17 protein-coding genes and 1 other RNA gene are annotated in these 20,352 nt (G+C 61.2%); 11 read left to right on the forward strand and 7 right to left on the reverse strand.

The features are described from left to right. Positions 1-6: 6 nt before the first annotated feature. Positions 7-906: an RNA polymerase sigma factor RpoH gene (gene rpoH / locus RM533_RS00320; protein WP_311339675.1), complete on the reverse strand. Its 900-nt coding sequence runs from the start codon at positions 904-906 to the stop codon at positions 7-9. A gap of 148 nt (positions 907-1,054) precedes the next feature. Beyond that, complete coding sequence (locus RM533_RS00325; RefSeq protein WP_311339200.1) at positions 1,055-2,038, reverse strand: RluA family pseudouridine synthase; 984 nt, start codon at positions 2,036-2,038, stop codon at positions 1,055-1,057. Between the two features lie 17 nt (positions 2,039-2,055). On the opposite strand from RM533_RS00325, the gene RM533_RS00330 reads away from it, so the two are divergent. From RM533_RS00330 to rnpB, 4 genes are all read left to right on the forward strand, one after another. Beyond that, on the forward strand, positions 2,056-2,490 hold the full coding sequence (locus RM533_RS00330; protein WP_311339201.1) for a M67 family metallopeptidase: 435 nt from the start codon (positions 2,056-2,058) through the stop codon (positions 2,488-2,490). Between the two features lie 169 nt (positions 2,491-2,659). After that, entirely contained in the window at positions 2,660-3,313 is a 654-nt protein-coding gene (locus tag RM533_RS00335; RefSeq protein WP_311339202.1) for a histidine phosphotransferase family protein, read from the forward strand. Then, positions 3,310-4,059, forward strand: coding sequence for an N-acetylmuramoyl-L-alanine amidase (locus RM533_RS00340; RefSeq protein WP_311339203.1), 750 nt, complete (start codon positions 3,310-3,312; stop codon positions 4,057-4,059). Before RM533_RS00335 ends, RM533_RS00340 begins: the two co-directional genes overlap by 4 nt. A 25-nt stretch (positions 4,060-4,084) precedes the next feature. Continuing rightward, positions 4,085-4,507, forward strand: an RNA gene (gene rnpB / locus RM533_RS00345) — RNase P RNA component class A. Between the two features lie 199 nt (positions 4,508-4,706). Here rnpB and RM533_RS00350 read toward each other — a convergent pair. Beyond that, on the reverse strand, positions 4,707-6,080 hold the full coding sequence (locus RM533_RS00350; RefSeq protein WP_311339204.1) for a UDP-glucose dehydrogenase family protein: 1,374 nt from the start codon (positions 6,078-6,080) through the stop codon (positions 4,707-4,709). 39 nt (positions 6,081-6,119) lie between these two features. Then, positions 6,120-6,866: a metallophosphoesterase family protein gene (locus RM533_RS00355; protein WP_311339205.1), complete on the reverse strand. Its 747-nt coding sequence runs from the start codon at positions 6,864-6,866 to the stop codon at positions 6,120-6,122. Positions 6,867-7,249: 383 nt separating this feature from the next. Between RM533_RS00355 and RM533_RS00360 the strand changes: the two genes are divergently transcribed. Next, complete coding sequence (locus RM533_RS00360) at positions 7,250-7,687, forward strand: VOC family protein (RefSeq protein ID WP_311339676.1); 438 nt, start codon at positions 7,250-7,252, stop codon at positions 7,685-7,687. A 114-nt stretch (positions 7,688-7,801) separates the two neighbouring features. Here RM533_RS00360 and nhaA read toward each other — a convergent pair whose 3' ends face one another. Then, positions 7,802-9,019 carry a Na+/H+ antiporter NhaA gene (nhaA, locus tag RM533_RS00365; RefSeq protein ID WP_311339206.1) on the reverse strand — a complete coding sequence of 406 codons (1,218 nt, stop codon included), beginning with the start codon at positions 9,017-9,019 and terminating at the stop codon, positions 7,802-7,804. 167 nt (positions 9,020-9,186) lie between these two features. Here nhaA and RM533_RS00370 point away from each other — a divergent pair, with 167 nt between their 5' ends. From RM533_RS00370 to RM533_RS00390, 5 genes are all read left to right on the forward strand, one after another. Then, on the forward strand, positions 9,187-10,653 hold the full coding sequence (locus RM533_RS00370) for a glycosyl transferase family protein (protein ID WP_311339207.1): 1,467 nt from the start codon (positions 9,187-9,189) through the stop codon (positions 10,651-10,653). Beyond that, positions 10,650-11,828 (forward strand): hypothetical protein, encoded by a 1,179-nt coding sequence (locus RM533_RS00375; RefSeq protein ID WP_311339208.1) that lies wholly within the window; start codon positions 10,650-10,652, stop codon positions 11,826-11,828. The genes RM533_RS00370 and RM533_RS00375 overlap by 4 nt, the downstream gene beginning before the upstream one ends. Before the next feature lie 107 nt (positions 11,829-11,935). After that, a complete protein-coding gene (locus RM533_RS00380) occupies positions 11,936-12,853 on the forward strand; it encodes a sulfite exporter TauE/SafE family protein (protein WP_311339209.1) in 918 nt (305 codons plus the stop codon). Then, complete coding sequence (locus RM533_RS00385) at positions 12,850-13,632, forward strand: TIGR02186 family protein (RefSeq protein WP_311339210.1); 783 nt, start codon at positions 12,850-12,852, stop codon at positions 13,630-13,632. The genes RM533_RS00380 and RM533_RS00385 overlap by 4 nt, the downstream gene beginning before the upstream one ends. 141 nt (positions 13,633-13,773) lie before the next feature. Next, entirely contained in the window at positions 13,774-15,489 is a 1,716-nt protein-coding gene (locus tag RM533_RS00390) for an ATP-binding protein (RefSeq protein ID WP_311339677.1), read from the forward strand. A 5-nt stretch (positions 15,490-15,494) separates the two neighbouring features. On the opposite strand, the gene RM533_RS00395 is transcribed toward RM533_RS00390, so the two are convergent. After that, positions 15,495-16,238 (reverse strand): 7-carboxy-7-deazaguanine synthase QueE, encoded by a 744-nt coding sequence (locus RM533_RS00395; protein WP_311339211.1) that lies wholly within the window; start codon positions 16,236-16,238, stop codon positions 15,495-15,497. Positions 16,239-16,242: 4 nt separating this feature from the next. After that, positions 16,243-19,095 carry a valine--tRNA ligase gene (locus RM533_RS00400; protein ID WP_311339212.1) on the reverse strand — a complete coding sequence of 951 codons (2,853 nt, stop codon included), beginning with the start codon at positions 19,093-19,095 and terminating at the stop codon, positions 16,243-16,245. Positions 19,096-19,239: 144 nt separating this feature from the next. On the opposite strand from RM533_RS00400, the gene RM533_RS00405 reads away from it, so the two are divergent. After that, positions 19,240-20,349, forward strand: a complete 1,110-nt coding sequence (locus RM533_RS00405; RefSeq protein WP_311339678.1) for an ABC transporter permease — start codon at positions 19,240-19,242, stop codon at positions 20,347-20,349. Positions 20,350-20,352 lie beyond the last annotated feature (3 nt).

Below are 20,352 nucleotides of genomic sequence, written 5' to 3' on the forward strand. Positions count from 1 at the left end.
GTGGCCTCAGGCCATGGCGGGGATCAGCCGTTCGCCGATGATCCGCTGCATTGCCTTTTGCACCTTTTCGAAGGCGCGCACCTCGATCTGCCGGATACGCTCGCGGCTGACATCGTAAACCTGCGACAGTTCTTCCAGCGTGCGCGGGTTTTCAGTCAGCCTGCGCTCGGTCAGGATATGCTTTTCCCGATCGTTCAACACATCCATCGCGCTCACCAGCATTTCATGCCGGACATGCTTTTCCTCGGCATCGGCGACGGTTTCATCCTGCAACGGACGATCGTCGGTAAGCCAGTCCTGCCACTGCCCGGCGCCTTCCTCGTCGCCGCGCATGGAGACGTTGAGCGACGAATCGCCGCCCATCAGCATGCGCCGGTTCATGTTGACGACTTCCTGCTCGGGCACGCCAAGATCGGTGGCAATAGTGCGCACATCGTCTGGGTGAAGATCTGTATCCTCAAAGGCTTCGAGGTTCTTCTTCATGCGGCGCAGGTTGAAGAACAGCTTCTTCTGCGCAGCAGTCGTGCCCATCTTCACCAGGCTCCATGAACGCAGGATATATTCCTGGATCGACGCCTTGATCCACCACATCGCATAGGTCGCCAGCCGGAAACCGCGATCAGGCTCGAACTTCTTCACGCCCTGCATCAGGCCGACATTGCCTTCCGAAATGAGGTCGGACACCGGCAGTCCATAACCACGGTAGCCCATGGCGATCTTGGCCACCAGCCGCAGATGGCTCGTGACCAGCTGCGCTGCCGCTTCGCCGTCCTCATGCTCGGCATAGCGTTTGGCCAGCATGTATTCCTGCTCGGGTTTCAGGATCGGGAATTTCTTGATCTCCGACAAGTAGCGATTGAGACTCTGCTCTCCGCCAAGGGCCGGAACACTGTTTGTCTTGCTGATAGCCACTTTGTCATCAAACCTTTCTGTAGTCAGCCCGGGTCGCAGATCCTGTTGAGGCACCCGGCAGTCTGGGCCACGTTCATGGTGCCTGAGCTGATCTTCCCCAACCAATGAAGGGCAGACTTCGCTTGTAGGCGCTTTCAATCCGTCAGACCCGTTGATTTTCATAATCAGAACCATTAAGTTCTTCAATAAGTTCCAGAATATCGGCTGGCAAAGTGCTGCAAAAACGCATTTTGTTATTGTTTGCCGGATGGGCGAAGCCCAGAACCGCCGCATGGAGCGCCTGGCGGTGAAATCCGATTTTCAGAAGCATCGGCCGGAGCGCCGGGTCCGGGCGTCCGTAGGATTGGTCCCCAATTAGCATATGACCGATTGACGCCATGTGAACGCGGATCTGGTGCGTTCGTCCGGTTTCCAGCCGACATTCCACAAGCGCTGCTCTGTAAAGCTTTTGCAGGGTTTCATAGTGCGTGATCGCATGTTTGCCGCGTTTCGCTTCCGATGGCAGCACGGCCATCTTCTTGCGATCCTGGGCGCTGCGCCCTATCCGGCCTGCAATCGTGCCTGATGCGGGATCTGGCCACCCTTTGACCACGGCAAGGTATGCCCGCTCAATGGAATGGTCCGCGAACTGGCGCGCCAGTCCGTGATGCGCAAGATCGGTTTTGGCGGCCACCAGCAGGCCCGAAGTATCCTTGTCGATGCGGTGTACGATGCCCGGACGCGCCACTCCGCCAATCCCGGATAATTGCCCGGCGCAATGATGCAGGAGCGCATTGACCAGCGTGCCATCTGCATTGCCGGCGGCGGGATGCACGACCATCCCGGCCGGCTTGTCCACCACGATGAGATGTTCATCCTCAAAGACAATGGAGAGCGCAATGTCCTGTGCGGCTGCGGCCGATTGTCTGGCGGCAGGCATGACGATCTTGAAAGCGGCGCCTGCCGAACCCTTTGCCGAAGCAGAGCCAGCCAGCCTGCCGTCAATCGTGACCTGTCCGTCAGCGATCAGAGCCTTTATCCGCTCGCGTGACAGCCCGGTTGCATCGGCAAGTCCGCGGTCGAGCCGCCCCGCACCTGCCAGCACTCCGGTTACAAGATCGTCATTGGCGCCATCACCGCTCGTCATGCTAAGGCAGATGAACTATGGGCCTCATTCTGCCAAGCATCATCGAAGCGCAATTGCTGGCGCATGCCGCAGCAGCCTTCCCTTACGAGTGTTGCGGTCTGCTGCTCGGCAGTGGAGCGGGTGACACCAACAAAGATCCCAACCATGTGGAAAAGGCGCGGTATGACGCGGCTGACATCATCCAGGTGCAGCCTGCGCGCAATATTGCTGCCGATCGCGCGACGCGTTTCGAAATCGATCCGCAGGTGCTGATCGACGCGCATCGAAACTCGCGCGCAGGCGGGTTGCAAGTGCTTGGCTATTACCATTCTCATCCCGCTGGTCCGCCGCGGCCCTCCCGGATCGATCAGGAGCTTGCCGCAAGAGACGGGCGTATCTGGGCAATCGTCGGCGAAGGGCGGGTGGAGCTGTGGCGGGATTGTCCCGCCGGGTTCGTGCCGCTGCGGGAATGATCGCTGCCCAGCCAACATGCAGCCATTATGGAGCAAGCCGATTGCCGGCACGGGCAGCTGTTGCTATGCAGGCAGGACCGATGCTGCAAGGCGCTGGCCGATGGCGGTCTCGCAACTGCTTCTGTCCGGGCGGACGCGGCAGGGTATTGTGTGCCAAGGAGCGCAGCGCATGACCCATGCCGACAATCCAGTTGACGAAACGCTGCTCGCGAGCCTGCTGTGTTCCCGCCTGTGCCATGACCTGCTGTCTCCTGTTGGCGGAATGCTGAACGGGGTGGAGTTGCTGGCGGCCGAAACCGAGCCTGCCATGCGGGACCAGTGCATCGATCTTCTGGCGCAAGGTGCTCGGCGAGCATCGGCCAAGCTGCAGTTTTTCAGGCTGGCATTCGGCACCGCGGGCGGCTTTGGCAGCCATCTGCCCGCTGCGGACCTGCAGGCGGCGGTCGATGCCGTGGCGGCAGAAGCGCGCGATGTGACAATCAACTGGGCGCTTGCGGCCACGGATTTTCCCAAGGATGCTGCCAAGGTGCTGGTCAATCTGGCACTGCTCGCAATCGAGGCACTGCCGCGCGGAGGCAGCGTTGCCATCGTCGCAGAAGCCAGCGGCAACGCGCACGAAATCGCTTTGCGCACAGAGGGTCAAAAGGTCGTCTTTCCTGCCGCCATTGGCCAGGCTCTTGACGGGCTGATACCGGTTGCCGAGCTTGAAGCGCACACTGCGCCGGCAATGCTCATCCGGCTCATCGTCGAACGCAATGGCGGCAGGCTTCAGCACCAGCATGACGGCAACACCCTATTGCTGGGTGCAGTGGTGGGGGCATGACTGACCGGCCGCGCCGTTCCAGCACGATCGTACCCGGCCCGCCGCCGGGTGAAATCGTCCATCGCGAGATCGCATCGCCTAACCACGACGTTCGCACACAGCCGGTCAGCATGGTCGTCCTTCATTATACAGACATGCTGCAAGTGGAGGAGGCGATTGCCCGCATGTGCGATCCGGCCAGCAAGGTCAGTGCGCATTACTGCATCAGCCGGGCAGGCGAGGTCGTGCGGCTCGTTCCTGAGACACGGCGCGCATGGCATGCCGGCAAAAGCTACTGGCGCGGCCATACTGACGTAAATTCTGCCAGCGTCGGCATCGAACTTGACAACCCGGGGCACACCCATGGCTACGTCGATTTTGCTGAACCGCAAATACAGGCGCTGATCCTGCTGCTGGCGGACATCGTCACGCGGCATGATATCGCGCGGGCAAATGTCGTAGGCCATTGCGATGTTGCCCCTGCGCGCAAGATCGATCCGGGCGAACGGTTCCCCTGGGAGCGGCTGGCTCGGCTCCGGCTTGCCCTGCCGCGCCCCGGGATTGCCTTGGGTGACCCGTTCGACAATGATGGCGCTTTCTATCTGGCACTTGAACGCTTCGGCTATGACATCACCGATCCGGCAGCCGCGGTGCGGGCCTTTCAGCGCCGGTTCCGGCCTGAAGCCATCGACGGGCAGGTGGACGGACAGGTGCGCGCACTGCTGTTCGCACTGCTGCTTGATCGTGACAAAGGGCTTGCACGCTAGGGCAGAGCCGTTATCGCGGGCGGTGCCGGGGGGCTGGGCAGCCGCGTCGCTTCACCGCGCCGAGGAAAGTCCGGGCTCCACGAAACATGGGTGGCGGGTAACGCCCGCCGGGCGGGATCTGCGGATCGAAGCTCAGGGAAAGTGCCACAGAAAGCATACCGCCGATGGCCGCAAGGCACAGGCAAGGTTGAAAGGGTGCGGTAAGAGCGCACCGCGTTGCCGGTAACGGTGATGGCAGGGCAAACCCCACCCGGAGCAAGACCGAATAGGGGTGGCGCGCCGATGGCTCTGGCCAGAGGCAGGTCCGTTTCGGACCGTGATCACCCGGGTTGGTCGCTGGAACACGGCGGCAACGCCGTGTCGAGAGGAATGGTTGCCATTGTGCGCCCTGTCCCTTGCGGGATACAGGCGCGCGATACAGAACCCGGCTTACAGGCCCCCCGGCATGATGGGCCTTTCACCGTCACCGCGCACATCGCCAAGCGGGTGGATGCCGACCCGCAACGAGCGGCAGAGCCCATTTTTTGTTGTGCCCTGCCTTGCTGCCTTGCTGCCTTATGCTCGAGCAGGTTGCCAAGCGCCGGATCGGCGCCCGCACATTGCTTCCTCGCCTGCCAGCGCGCGTTTGCCGCCCGGCAAGAACTGGATCAGCGGCCGATGCCGACATAGGCAAAGCCGGCCTTGCGCATCTCCTGTGGATTATAAACATTGCGCAGATCGATCATCAGCGGTTCGGTGACCAATGATTTCACCCGTGGAAGATCGAGCGCACGAAATGCGTCCCACTCTGTCACCAGCACGATCGCGTCGCATCCTTCGATCGCACTATAGGCGCTGTCCGTCATGGTGACGCCCGGCATCAGTGGCGCGGCGGCGTTCATTCCTTCAGGGTCGTAGGCGGTCACCTCCACCCCATTGTCCTGCAGCGTTCGCGCAATGGCAATGGCAGGCGAATCGCGCATGTCATCGGTGTTGGGCTTGAACGTCAGTCCCAACAGAGCAACGCGCTTGCCGCGTGCCCCATTCTGCTTGGCGCCATTATTTGCCGATCCGCCATTCTGCTGTTCTCCATGACTAGGCGAACTGCCTCCGCCTGCGGAAAGTGCATCGATGATCTTGCGGCCCATTGCCCGCTTGCGCTGTTCATTGACCGAAGCGACCGCCTCCACGATCCGCATCGGGCTTTCGTAATCCTCCGCCGTCTTGAGAAGGGCAAGCGTGTCCTTGGGAAAGCACGAACCGCCATAACCAGGTCCTGCGTGCAGGAACTTGGAGCCAATGCGTTTGTCCAGGCCGATGCCGCGGGCGACATCCTGCACATCGGCACCAACCTTTTCGCACAGATCGGCTATTTCATTGATGAAGGTGATCTTCGTCGCCAGAAAGGCATTCGCGGCATATTTGGTCAGCTCGGCCGTCCTGCGCGCCGTGAACAGGATCGGCGATTCGTTAAGGAACAGCGGGCGGTAAACCTCGCGCATGATTTCCCTGCCGAATTCGTCCTGGGCGCCGATGACGATCCGGTCCGGCCGCTTGAAGTCGCCAATCGCGGCGCCTTCGCGCAGGAACTCGGGATTGGAGACCACGCTGAACTGCGATGTCACGCCAGCCTCGGCAAGGATGCGCTCCACCTCGTCGCCTGTACCGACAGGCACGGTCGACTTCGTGACGATGACAGCGGGACCGGTCAGGTTGGCACCGATTTCGCGCGCCACGGCATAGACGAAGCTGAGGTCGGCATGACCATCGCCACGCCGTGAGGGCGTGCCCACCGCAATGAAGATCGCCCGCGCATCGGCGATGGAAGCGGCAAGATCGGTTGAAAAGGACAGCCTTTTTGCCGCGACATTGCTGGCAACAAGTTCGGCAAGGCCAGGCTCGTAGATTGGCATCACACCATCATGCAGGCGGTCGATCCTAGCAGGATCGTTGTCGATGCAGACGACCTCATGTCCGAAATCGGCAAAACAGGCACCTGAAACCAGGCCGACATAGCCTGCGCCTACCACTGCTATCTTCATCTGCTAATCCCATCTGCGGCCCGCGGCCGTTCAAAAACGTCAGCCTTGCGGCACCGCGGTCTCCATGAACCAGCGGTCGCTACCCTGCAACCCGATCGCGGTCAGACGCCCTGTTGCATATGCACCTGTATCAATTCCGATCCGATAGGGATGATCGGCACTGGGCACCTGTTCCACCTCATCGCTGATGGTGTGGCCATGCACAACGCAGAACCCATGCGGCTGGCGATGGCTGAGAAACGGCTCGCGTATCCAGCGCAGGTCGCCGGTCTCCTGCTGCTCGGGCGTGACGCCGGGCCTGATGCCGGCATGCACGAACAGATAATCGCCAATCCGGATCTGGTCCTCCATCGCCTCGAGGAAAGCGATATCGCTGGGCGGGACGAGCTCGACGAGCATGTCGCAGATTTCGTCGGCGGGCAGGTCGAAGGCCGCGTTCGGCAGGCCGTAGCTTTCAACCGTCTCGCGCCCGCCGATCCTGAGGAAATGGCGCAGCAGGTCAGGGCTGGCGAGCGCGCCAAGGAACATTTCCTCATGATTGCCGAGGAGCAGGCGCACGTCACGCCGTTCCGACCATTGGCGCGCCAGCCGGATGACGCCGGCACTGTCCGGACCGCGATCGATCAGGTCGCCCAGCAGGATCACTGTCACCTCGGCGGGCGAACGGGCGTGATTGTCCGCTTCGATGGCGTTGATCATCTTCCGGAACAGATCGAGCCGTCCATGCACGTCCCCGATTGCATACACCCGCTGCCCGTCCGGGACGCAAAGCTGCGAAGGCTGCACGGGACTGCCGCGCCTGAAAAGATCACGAAAGCCTTGCAACATGAAGATAGGGACCGCTCTGGTTCAAAACATCATCCTACCGGGTTTGCACCGGCTTCTCAACTCAAAGCATCGCCGTGCCCCCGATGCGGAAGCTTTGACGATCGCGTTTCTGGAGGTTTCCGCGGGTGGTCAACGGCTCTGCCAGTGCCGCTGTGCGCTAGTACGACGCGCACAAAGGATGATGATCAGAGGCAGGAGCGGGCTGCAATGTGGCATGTCTGATTTTCCTGCACAGGCAATGATGCCGATGGTCGCCCGGATCACCCGCCATGAGTGTCTCGCTGCCGGTCAATGCCGGCCTGCTTTTGATCTTCGGGCAACAAGAGACTATTGTCGGGACCATGACCAAATTCCTGCACACCATGATCCGCGTTGCCGATCCGCAAGCGACCATCGCTTTTTTTGAATTGTTCGACGTCAAGGAGGTGCGCCGTTTCGACAATGAAGCGGGGCGATTTACCCTGATCTTCCTTGCCGCGCCGGGGCAGGAGGGCATCGCCGAAGTTGAACTGACGTACAATTGGCCGGCAAGCGATGGCGCTGCTGCCGAGGAATATGACGGCGGCCGCAACTTTGGCCATATCGCCTTCCAGGTAAAGGACATCTATGCTGCCTGCGAGTCGCTGCAGGCAGCCGGCCATCCCATTCTTCGCCCGCCGCGCGACGGGCGCATGGCGTTCGTGCGCACACCGGACGGCATTTCCATCGAACTGCTGCAGGACGGGCAACTCGCACCACAGGAGCCATGGGCAAGCATGCCGAATACCGGCAACTGGTAGGCTGGCAGCTGGTAGACCGGATGTAGGCAGATCGGCAGCTCGTAATCACGCACTGGATCAGGCACAGATCCGCGTTACAGCGCTGCCTTCCTGCAAGTGGCCAGCACGATTGTATCAAACCGCACTGGCGGTGCCTGACAGGCTGGTGTCGCGATTGGATGCCAGCCGCAGGATGGTATAGCCAAGCACTGCGGATATCAGCGACCCTATCAGCACGCCGATCTTGGCCTCCTCGATCAGGATCGGATAACGGGGGAACGCCAGCGCGGCAATGAACAGGCTCATGGTAAAGCCGATGCCGCACAGCACGGCTGTCCCCCACAATTGTATCCAGCTTGCCCCTTGCGGTCTTTTCACGATGCCAAGCCGATCGGCAATGGCAACCGCGCTGAAGATCCCGATCTGCTTGCCGAATATCAGTCCCGCTGCAATCCCCAGCGGCAATGGAGCAATGACGCCGGCAAGACCGATGCCGGCGAGAGCCACCCCGGCATTGGCAAAGCCGAACAGCGGCACCACCAGATAAGCGTTCCAGGGCAGCAGAGTGTGTTCGAACCGCAGCAGCAGACTGTCACCCTTGTAATCCAGACGCATCGGAATGGTGAATGCAGCCAGCACGCCAGCAATTGTCGCATGCACCCCGGAATTGAGCACGCAGAACCACAATATCACTGAGAAGATGGCATACGCCCACCAGCGGTCGACCCGAAACCGGTTGAAGGCAATCATCACGCCAAGCACGAGCATGGAAGCAACAAGCCAGCCCAGTTTCAGATTGGCGGTGTAGAAAAGGGCGATGATCGCGACTGCGCCAATGTCATCGACAATGGCAACGGTAAGCAAAAAGATGCGCAGCGACGATGGCACGCGATTGCCCAACAGCCCCAGCACGCCCATGGCAAAGGCGATATCGGTCGCGGCAGGAATGGCCCAGCCGTCGCTGAGATTGGTTGCGCCCTCTCCTGCGATGACAAGCAGGAACACTGCGGCGGGCGCTGCCATGCCGGCAATTGCGGCAATGATCGGCAAGCGCCTGGCTTCGGGGTCGGCAAGCGAGCCATCGGCGACTTCGCGCTTGATCTCCAACCCGACAACGAAGAAGAAAATCACCATCAGCGCGTCGTTTATCCACATGTGCAGATTGTCGAGCTTGGCGATTGGTGTCCACAGCAATGTGTTGTGAAACAAAGCGTGATATTCGTAAGCCAGAGGTGAGTTTGCGACAATCATCGCCAATACGGCAACACCGATCAGCAGGATGCCTGACGCCGCTTCGTTGTCGAAGAACTTTTTCAGGGTCTGGTTAAGCACCGCGGCGGACTCCCTTACCACGCGGCTTCTCCCGCTGGCAGCATAGATCCACCTTCATGAGCAGCGCGGCAGGCAGCAAAGCGCCCTGCCGCAAAGTCACAGGCGCCAGGGCGGCAGGGTTCGTATACGATCATGGCGCACCCCTTCTGCGAATTCTGCATGAGTTGCAAGATGTGCACAATCTCCATATGACACAGTCAAGGCGATTGATGGGGCGATCGTCGTGGGAGTTTCAGGGGATGGGATTTGCTGATGGGGGGGCATCCGCCCTGTTTGCGGCACTCGATCTGATTCGGGTGGAGCTGCTGCTGTTTGCTGGCTTCTGGTTTGTCATCGGTGCAATTGACGAACTCGCGCTCGACGCAGCGTGGCTTGTGTTGCGTTTGACCGGTAAGGCGCAGACCCCGCGCCTGTTCGAGCCATTGTCTCCGCAATTGGCAGCGCCGATCGCATTGTTCGTGCCGACCTGGCGGGAGGCGCGGGTAATTGGTCCGATGGTGCGCCATACCCTTGCTGCATGGCCGCATGCGCAATTGCGCGTATATGTCGGCGTCTACCGCAATGACCCCGAGACAGCGCGGGCCGTTCGCCTGGCAGCAGCAGGAGACACCCGCGTTCGCCTGGTCGTGAATGGGCGCAATGGCCCCACGACGAAGGGTGATTGCCTGAACGCGATCTTCCGCGCGATGCGCAGGGATGAGGAAGCAGAACGCTTCCGCTTCCGTGCTGTCATTCTGCAGGATGCAGAGGACATGGTCCATCCGCAAGGGCTCAGCCTCATCGATCGTGGGTTGGATACCGCAGATTTCGTGCAATTGCCTGTCCGGCCCGAGCCGCAGGCACGCAGCACCTGGATCGCGGGCCATTACACCGACGAGTTTACAGAAGCGCATGCCCGCGAAATGGTGGTGCGGGACAGGTTGCAGGCAGGCATTCCGGCGGCAGGTGTCGGGTGCGCCTTTGACCGTAATGCGCTCGACCGGCTGGTGCTGGCCCGCGATGGTCAGGCGGGGGGCGAGCCGTTCACTCCCGATGCCATGACAGAGGATTACGAACTTGGCATGACGATTGGCCGGGCGAATCGCAACGGCCCCGGGCGTGGCGGAAGGTTCCTGCGCGTGCGGGCCGCCGACGGATCGCTGATTGCTACCCGGTCGCCATTTCCCCACCGGCTCGATGCAGCGGTACGGCAGAAGGCGCGCTGGTTGCAGGGCATTGCCTTTGACGGGTGGGACAGGCTGGGGTGGAGCATGCACCCGGCCGAACTCTGGATGCGCATGCGTGACAGGCGCGGCCCGCTGGTCGCAGTGGTGCTTGCGGTTGCCTATATGGTGCTGCTGTTGTCCCTGGTGCTGGCAGTGGCACAATGGGCAGGCTGGCACCAGCAGGCCCCGTTGCCGCCCGTGATTGTCTGGATGCTGGTTATCACGACAATCGCGTTTGTGTGGCGCGCTCTGGTCCGCTTTGCGATGGTGTCGCACGAATATGGCGTGCTGGAGGGTGTTACAGCGGTGCTGCGTATTCCGCTGGCGAATATCATCGCCATAATCGCGGCCCGTCGGGCGCTATTCCGGTACATCGGAACGCTGTTCGGTAAACCTGCGCAGTGGGAGAAGACTGAACACGACTACCACCCAAGCGAGGTCAAGCCATGAGCAAAGCACGCATGCGCGGCGCGCCGGTGGCCGCTCTTGCCGGAGTGCTCGGCGTGTGGGTCGTGACGCGGATCGTCGCGCCGGGTGCCGGGCCGTTCGATGCGCAAAGCAGTCTTGCGTTAGAAGGAATGCGGGGCGGGATGCAGACTGGCATTGCGCAAGGCGATGCTGCTGATGCAACCGGCGCCGAGGTGATCAGGCTGGGCTTGCGGCAGCTTGGGGACAGTTTATCTGGAATGCGTGATGTGGTGGCCGGCGATGACGCGCCTGCCTGGCTCAGGCACTCAGCGCCGACGCGGCCTGTGAATGCGCGCCTCGCGAGCGTCACGGCGGGTTCGGATCGTCGCAGCCGGTCGAGAGCCGGTCAGGCGCCGAATACTGTAGTCACGCGTGCAACAACGGACTTTGCCGCACTTTCAGCGTCGAGCGAAAGCCCCGCTCAGCCGGCAGGTTCAGGCTCAGGCGCAATGCGTCCGGTGCCGCTCTATGCCTCTGCGGTCGATCCACGCCAGCAGGCAAGCTCGCGCTGGACCGGCGATGGATGGGTGCTGGTGCGTGGCAGCGGCGCCGATGCAGCAGCCATCGGCGCCGCTGCTTATGGTGGCAGTCAGGCAGGCGCTATCATCCGCTATGATCTGGCGCAGCAGAGCCGCTACCGACCCCGCATCTATGCGCGGCTCACCAGTGAGCTTGATGGATCGTCGCAAGCCGAAATTGCTGGCGGCGCCAGTATCAGACCGTTCGTATCCTTGCCGCTCGAACTGCTCGGAGAAGTGCGGGTCGGCCGCTTTTCGGGCGACACCAAGGTGCGCCCTGCTGTGATTGCGGTGGCCAATCCTGCGCCGATCCGCTTGCCCTATGGCTTTACTGCCGAAAGCTATGCGCAGGCTGGCTACGTTGGCGGCAGTTTCAGCACTGCCTTTGCAGATGGCCAGTTGCGCGCGATCCGGGACATGGTCCGTTTGAACGACAGGATTTCCGTCACCGCGGGCGCAGGCATGTGGGGGGGCGTTCAAAAAGGTGCCGGGCGGATCGATGTGGGGCCGACCGTTTCGGCTGTCGCGCCAGTCGGCAAAGGCGTCTACGCGCGCGCCAGCCTTGATTATCGCCAGCGTGTCGCAGGTGACGCGCAGCCCGGGTCGGGGCCGGTGTTCACGGTCGCAGCAGGTTTCTGACTACTGGCATCTGCACCATATCAGACCTAACTGTTGCAGACACCGCAGAGGCAATCGTGCATAGCGGGCCGGACCGCGGCTGAGCGGGAAATCACTGGCGTGCGGCGATGGACGTTTATCTTCCGATTGCAAATCTAGCGGTCAACGGGCTGGTCATTGTCCTGCTCGGTGCCTTGACGGGACTGCTGTCGGGATTGTTTGGAGTCGGTGGCGGGTTCCTGACCACGCCACTCCTCATCTTCTACGGCGTTCCGCCAACCGTTGCGGCTGCTTCTGCTGCAAGCCAGGTTACCGGGGCCAGTGTATCAGGTGCCTTTGCTCACGCCCGGCGCGGCGGCATCGATTATCAGATCGGCGGCGTGATGGTGGTCGGCGGGGTGGTCGGTACCGGCATTGGCGCGGTCCTGTTCAATCTGCTTTCGGCGCTCGGTCAGATCGATGTCGCCATCAACATCCTCTATGTCGTCGTCTTGGGCAGCGTGGGCATCATTATGGCGCGGGAGGCGGTGCCGCAGGTATTCTCGGGCCGACTGGCAAGGTTTGGCAAGCCGCCGAGCAAGCGGCGCCATCATCCGCTGGTTGCAAGCCTGCCGCTGCGATGGAGGTTCTATCGCTCCGGACTTTACATTTCGCCGCTGGCACCCTTGCTGCTGGGCGTGGCCGTCGGCGTGCTGACCATGTTGATGGGCATCGGTGGCGGGTTCCTGCTGGTGCCGGCGATGCTCTTCATCCTCGGGATGAGTGCACAGGTCGTGGTCGGTACATCATTGTTCCAGATTCTGTTCGTCACCATGGCCACGACGATGATGCATGCGCTGACCACGCGGGCGGTCGACGTCGTACTGGCAGCGCTGCTGCTCGTCGGGTCGGTGTCGGGTGCGCAGGTCGGTACGCGATTTGCGTCCAACGCACGTCCCGAAGTGCTTCGGCTCGTCCTGGCAGGGCTGGTTCTGGCAGTAGCGGCCCGCATGGCGGTCGGACTGACCTTTCGACCGGACGAGATATTCACCGTGGTGCCGCTATGATCGTGCCGGGTCGCATATTGCTGCGCTTTCTCACCGGACTGTCGATCCTCAGCGTGGCGGCCGCTGCGCGCGAACCGATCCTGGTGCCAGAAATCTCGCAGCATGAGGTGGTCGTGCGGCAGGGTTTTACAGGAGCGGATCTGCTGCTTTACGGAGCTATTCTGGAGCCGGATGGCACGCGGGTTGGTACCGGAAGGGCGTATGACATCGTCGTCGTGCTGAAAGGGCCGCTGGAAGCGATCACCCTTCGTGAAAAGCGCAAGAAGCTGGGCATGTGGGTTAATGCCGAAAGCACCAGCTTTCGCTCCGCACCTGCCTTTTACGCGCTGGCATCCTCCCGTCCGGTTTCGCAGATTGTAGATGCCAAGACGGCCGCGATTTACGAGCTCGGCCTGGAATGGCTGCAATTGTCACCGATTGGTGCCATCGATCCGCAGCAGCAGGATCAGTTCGCCACCGGACTTGTGGAAAAACGTGTGGCGTCCGGGCTTTACCGGCAGGACGAGAGCGCCGTCACGATCAGTGAAGGCGTGTTGTATCAGGCACGGATTGCGCTGCCGTCGAGTGTAACGACCGGCAATTACACCGCCGAAACCTTTGCTATCGACGATGGCCGTGTTGTCGCTTCTGCCACGAGCGAGGTGGAAGTCGTGAAGCGCGGGTTTGAACGGGCCGTCGAACTGTTCTCGATCCAGCAGGCGTTCTGGTACGGCTTGGCAGCGGTTGCGCTGTCGGTTTTCATGGGCTGGAGTGCTGGCCGTCTGTTTGCCTCCAGATAGCGCAGACAGGACGCACCTGGGTTAGGCCATTCTTAACCATCCGTGGGTCAAATGGGCTGATGATCAAAGCGACGCTGCTGCGGCTCTCCACGCTGGTGTGGAAACAGGGTTGCCGCAAGTGTGACAAGGATTGAAGCGGCGATGGCGGACAGGATTGCGCAAGGTGTGGCAGAGGCGCCAGTTCCAGGTCTGGCGATCGACGTGGCAGCGCAGGATTTCTACGCGAGCGATAACCCTGCAGGCGGCGCAGGTGTGTGCGAGCACGGCGCAGCGATCGGAGCGGTTCGAGATGTGGCGGGCTCTTCTGCCCAGGTGTCGCTGGTCCTGCACCGCTTAAGGGCATGTGCTGCAAGCGAGGATCAGTCGGTGCAGCTTGCAGGGCTCGTTGGCAGCCAGGTAAAGGTGCAGGTCGGCAACATGTGGCTGCTTGCTTCGGTGCGCACGCAACGCAGCGCTGATGCGTGCGACACCATCATGGCAGAGATAGATTTTCTGGGCGAAGGAATGGATGAGCAGGGTGATGGCCGCATCAGTAGCTTTCGTCGTGGCATCAGCCGTTATCCGGCGCCCGGAGCCAAGGTCTTTGCCGCTTCAACCGCCGACCTGGAGCAGGTGTATGCCAGCGATGGTCGTGCCACCATATCGATCGGCAGGGTCTATCCGACTGGCAGCATCCGGGCAAGCCTCTATGTTGATGCGCTGCTCGGCAAACATTTCGCTCTCCTGGGTTCTACAGGAACCGGGAAATCGACCAGTGCTGCACTGATCCTGCATCGGATCTGCGACATGGCGCCTGATGGTCATATCGTGATGATTGACCCGCACGGTGAATATTCCGCGGCTTTTGCCGGTAACGGTGAACTGCTCGATGTGACCAACCTGCGGATGCCTTACTGGCTCATGAATTTCGAAGAGCATTGCGAAATGTTGCTCACCAGCGATGGGGCGGACCGGCAGGCAGACATGGACATTCTGGCCAGATGCCTGTTGGAAGCGCGCTCAAGGAACCGGCTTGCGGAGCAGATGGACAAGCTGACCGTGGATTCGCCCATTCCCTACCTTCTTTCGGATCTCTCGAAAGCAATTGTGGCGCAGATGGGGAAGTTGGACAAGGCGACGAACACTGCCCCGTACATGCGCGTCAAAGGCAAGCTCGATGAGCTGAAATCCGATCCACGCTACCAGTTCATGTTTTCCGGGATGCTGGTGGCAGACAGCATGGCCGCGTTCCTGCAGCGGATGTTTCGCATGCCTGGCGATGGCCGGCCCATTTCCATCATCGATGTTTCGGGCGTGCCGTCCGAAACGACCAGGACTGTCGTTGCCATATTATCCCGGCTTGTCTTCGATTTTGCGGTCTGGGGCAGGGACGAACGCACCCGCCCTATTCTTCTGGTCTGCGAGGAGGCGCATCGTTACATTCCGGGCAATGACAGCGAGCACGGTTCGGCCGTAGCCAACATTCTGTCCCGCATTGCCAAGGAGGGGCGCAAATATGGTATTTCGCTGGGCCTCATCACGCAGCGCCCCTCCGACCTTGCCGAAGGTGTGCTGTCGCAATGCGGAACCATCCTGTCGATGCGGCTGAACAATGAGCGTGATCAAAACTTCGTGAAAGCCGCCATGCCGGAAGGAGCGCGCGGTTTGCTCGCGTCGGTGCCCGCGTTGCGCAACCGGGAATGCATCGTCTGCGGCGAAGGAAGCGCAATCCCCATGCGGCTTACCTTCGACAATCTTGAAGAGGATCGGCGTCCGGCGTCCGCTGATCCCAGCTTTGCTGAATTGTGGAACGAAACTGGCGGGGAAGCCGATGCAGTGGAGCGCATCGTGCAGCGGTGGAGGGCGCAAAGCCGCTGATGTGATCAGGTACCGCGTGTGTCTCCGAAGAGATGGATGTGCTGGCGGTCGCTCAATCTTATGCCATGTTGCTGGCAGAACGGTGCCAGCCACTGCATGCGCTGGAGCAGTGTGGAACTGTCGGTACCCTCCGGCATCAGAAACAGGCGATCCGACGCAATCGAATAGTCACGTTGCAAGGCCAGAGCGGCCTCTGCATCCTGTAGGTCAGCCACAACGAATTTGAAGAAGGCACGCGGATCATCGGCATAGGTGCGCAGCCGTTCCGGGTTCAGCGCGAGGCCCGGCGCATTGCCGCTGTGCGAAAGCTTGGGGCTGACATTGAACTGGTCGATCAGCGGATCGAGCATGGCTGGTGCTGCAATCGTGCCGTTGGTTTCAACCTCAAGATGGAAGTTCGGACGATCCCGCCGCAGCAGGACCAGCAACCGGGCAACAGCGGGTGCTTGCAACAGCGGTTCGCCTCCCGTCAGCACAAGCCTGTCCGAGCCAAGCGCCAGAATACGTGCCGCTGCATCCTCTTCGTGCATCTGCATCTGGTTGCCGGCGCGCTCGTAAACAACGCCATCGCGATGTGGCCGTTCATCGCCGGCAAAGTGCCAGGTATAGGCCGTGTCGCACCACACGCAGGCAAGATTGCAGCGGGACAGGCGGATAAACACGCTGGGCCGACCAACTGACGGGCCTTCCCCCTGGAGTGACGCAAAGATCTCGGGCTCGCCCGGCCTGATCGTGGCAAGCGTCAGCATGGTGTCAGCCCAGCCGCGCCAACGCTTGTGTCAGACGCTCTGCCTCCGCAAGATGATGCGCGTGATCCGCCCGCGCCTTGTCCACCGCCTCCGGCCGGGCCTTTTCAACAAAGGACGGGTTGTCCAGCCGTTTGGCAAGAGCGGCGGCTTCCTTCTCGCTTGTGGCATGCGCTTTTTGAAGCCGTGCCCGTTCCGCTGCGATGTCGATCACCCCTTCCAAGGGAATGACCAGCACGTCCTCTCCTGCAATGACCTGCATCGCAGCCCCTGCGGGCGCAGAGCGGAATTCGACATTTGAAAGACGTGCGACACGTTCGACCGCACCGGCATCTTGTGCCAGAATACGTGCCGCAACGGGCGAGGGATGCTCCAGAAAAGCGGTCAGCATTGCGCCGGGCGGGAGGCCAAGGTCATTCTTTGCCCCGCGCAACCCGGTAGTCAGCGCGATGAGCCAATCAACCTCGTTCTTTGCATCCGCGGCCACTGCTGCCTGCGGCTCAGGCCAGTGTGCCACGATCAGATCCGCCTCACGCGCACCCTGTGCATGCCAGAGTTCTTCGGTGATGAAGGGCATGAACGGGTGCAGCATGACAAGGATCTGGTCCAGCACCCAGCCTGCGACATCACGCGTCTCGGCATCGATCCTGCCGCCAGACGCAGGCTTGATCAGCTCCAGATACCAGTCGCAGAACCGGTCCCATGCAAAATGGTAAATGGCATTGGCAGCGGCATCGAAGCGCAGATCGGCAAGGGCGCGGTCAAGCTGCGCAAGCGTTTCGACCACCTCACCAATGATCCAGCGATTGACGGCCGATTGCGCAGTGGGTGCGGTCAGGGTCTGCGATGCGCCGATGCCGTTCGTTTGGCAGAAACGGGTCGCATTCCACAGCTTGGTGGCGAAATTGCGATAGCCTTCGACGCGGCGCTCGTCCATCTTCACGTCGCGACCCTGGCTTTCCATCGCGGCCATGAAGAAGCGCAGCGCGTCCGCGCCGAACCTGTCGATCAGGACGAGCGGATCGACGACATTGCCTTTCGACTTCGACATCTTCTGCCCGTCGGCGGCGCGGACCAGCCCGTGGAGATAGAGCCGCTTCCACGGGTTCTGCCCGGTCAGCTTCCTGCCCATCATCGCCATGCGCGCATCCCAGAAGAACAGGATGTCGAAGCCGGAAATCAGCAGATCGTTGGGATAATGCTTGTCGTAAAGCGGCGCATCCTCATCGGGCCAGCCAAGCGTGGCGAAGGGCCAGAGCGCGGAGGAAAACCAGGTGTCGAGGACGTCGGGATCTTGACGCAAATAAATCGTTTTATTGTCGCTTCGCTGACTAGGCTCGTCAGCAAACGCGATTTCGTATTCGGCGGGATAATAGGTCCGCGCCAAACTCAATATTTCCGTTTTCGTTGCTCCGACAAGCGGCTGGTCATCCATTCTCGTTCGCTTTGTGGCAACAAGTTCCCCCTGCGGTGCTGCGGCTTGAATGATGTCGCCAACCTGCAAATGTCCTTGACCATCAAGACGCGGCCCATACCAGACCGGCACCTGATGCCCCCACCACAGCTGGCGGGATATGCACCAGGGCTGGATATTCTCCATCCAGTTGAAGAATGTTTTCTCCCAGCTTTTCGGAATGATCTCGATGGCGCCGCTCTTCACCGCTTCGATGGCGGGCGCGGCAAGCTTCTTTGCATCGACATACCATTGGTCGGTCAGCCACGGTTCGATCACCACGCCGCCACGGTCGCCGAACGGCGTAGCGATGGTGCGTTCCTCCACGCCTGCCAGCAGGCCCAACTCGTCCATCATCGCAACCACACGGCGGCGCGCATCGAACCGATCCAGCCCGATCAGCTCGTCCGGTATTCGGCCGTCCAGCGTCTGACAGACCCGCGCTTCCTCATTCAGCATGTTCAACATGTCGGCAGGTTCGATGCCCGCCCGCTTGCCCACCTCGAAATCGTTGAAATCATGCCCGGGCGTGATCTTGACCGCGCCAGAACCCAGTTCCGGATCGGCATGTTGATCGGGCACAATCGGAATGCGCCGTCCGGTAATCGGCAGCACGACCTCTTTGCCAATCACGCTTGTATATCGCGGATCGTCAGGATGCACGGCCACCGCCATGTCGGCAAGCATGGTTTCAGGGCGCGTCGTGGCAATCTCGATGAAATCGCCCCCGTCGTCCAGCGTCACTCCATCGGCCAGCGGATAGCGGAACGTCCAGAAATGCCCGGCAACGTCCCGCGTCTCGACTTCAAGGTCGGAAATGGCGGTTTTCAGCGCCGGATCCCAGTTGACCAGCCGCTTGTCCCGGTAGATCAGACCTTCATTGTACAGGTCGACGAACACCTTGGTCACCGCCTTGCTGAAGTGCGGGTCCATGGTGAACTGCTCCCGGCTCCAGTCCATGGAACAGCCCAGCCGCCGCAACTGCCCGGTGATGGTGCCGCCGCTTTCGGCTTTCCATTCCCACACGCGTTCCGCGAATTCCTTGGGCGTCATGTCGGTGCGTTTTTCGCCCCGTTCGGCCATCTGGCGTTCCACGACCATCTGCGTCGCGATGCCGGCATGATCGGTGCCGACCACCCACAACGCATCCTTCCCGCGCAGCCGTTCGTAGCGGATGATGATATCCTGCAACGTATTGTCGAGCGCATGGCCGATGTGGAGCGAACCCGTCACATTGGGCGGCGGATTGACGATGGTGAAGGGCTGCGCATCGGGACGGTCGGGACGGAACCGGCCGTTCGCCTCCCAATGCGCGTACCAGCGCGCCTCGATTGCGGCGGGGTCGAAGGTTTTGGAAAGCATGGCTTGTGCTTGGCCAATGGAGGGCGGGGAACTGTCGCTGGTCATGCCTGCGCTTTGCCAGCGTGCACCCGATGCGGCAAGACCGCGCATGATCCCGCAGCAGCGTTTCTGCTGGTTGCGGTATCTGGTGCTGTGACCTGTGCAGTGAAATGCTTGTGACGGGCAGGTTTTTACCGCATGACGCGCAGAATGCGTGAATGGGCCGATTTCAACACCACCGATGCCGCTGACGGCAAGGTGCTCGCCGTCAGCGGTCCGCTGACGGTCGCATCGGTCGGGCCACTGGACTATCGCCTGCGCGAACTGGAATACGACCCTGTCCGGATCGACCTTTCGGGCGTGACCGACGTCGATACCGTCGGCGCCTGGACAGTATGGCGCGCATCGAAGGAAAGGTCGGCGGAGATCACCGGTGCCAGTGAGCAGGCGCAACGGCTTTTTGCCGCGGTAGAGCAGGCGCACAGCGGCGCACCGATCCGCCCGGTACGTGCTGCTTTTGCGCAACGGGTGCCCGCAGCGGTCGGCGGTCTGGTCAGCAGATGGGGAGCCGGCGCGTTGGGCGTGGTCGCCTTTCTCGGCGATGTGGTCACGTCGGCAGGCTCGCTCATTCGCCATCCCCGCCGTTTTTCAACCACGGCGCTGGTACGGCAGGTGGAGCTGGTCGGCGTGTCTTCGCTCGGCATCATCGGCTTGATGAGCTTTCTCATTGGCATCGTCATTGCACAGCAGGGCGCGGTGCAATTGCAGCAGTTCGGTGCGGAGATCTACACCATCAACCTGACTGGCCGGCTTGCCTTGCGCGAACTGGGCGTGCTGATGACTGCGATCATGGTGGCGGGCCGTTCAGGCAGTGCCTTTGCCGCGCAGATCGGCACCATGAAGCTGACAGAAGAAGTGGATGCGATGCGCACGATCGGCGTGTCGCCCATGGAGCGGCTGATCATGCCGCGTATTCTTGCGTCTGTGCTGATGATGCCGCTGCTCGGTTTCTATGCGTCCGTTCTGGCAATCATCGGCGGCGCGTTCATTGCCAATTTTGCGCTCGATATTCCGTTTTTGACGTTTCTGTTGCGGGTGCGCGAAGTGGTGCCGATCACCGACCTTTATGTCGGCCTGGTCAAAGGCCCGGTGTTCGGGCTGATCGTTGCGGTTGCAGGGTGCTATCAGGGAATGCAGGTTTCCGGCAATGCGGAGGAAGTGGGCAAGCGCACGACCAAGGCGGTGGTGCAGGCCATCTTCATGGTTATCGTGCTTGACGCCTTTTTTGCCGTGTTCTTCACCAAGCTGGGCTGGGGCTGAACC

Origin of the sequence: Croceicoccus esteveae (assembly GCF_031846435.1) — a bacterium.
In the GTDB taxonomy this organism is placed as follows: domain Bacteria; phylum Pseudomonadota; class Alphaproteobacteria; order Sphingomonadales; family Sphingomonadaceae; genus Croceicoccus; species Croceicoccus esteveae.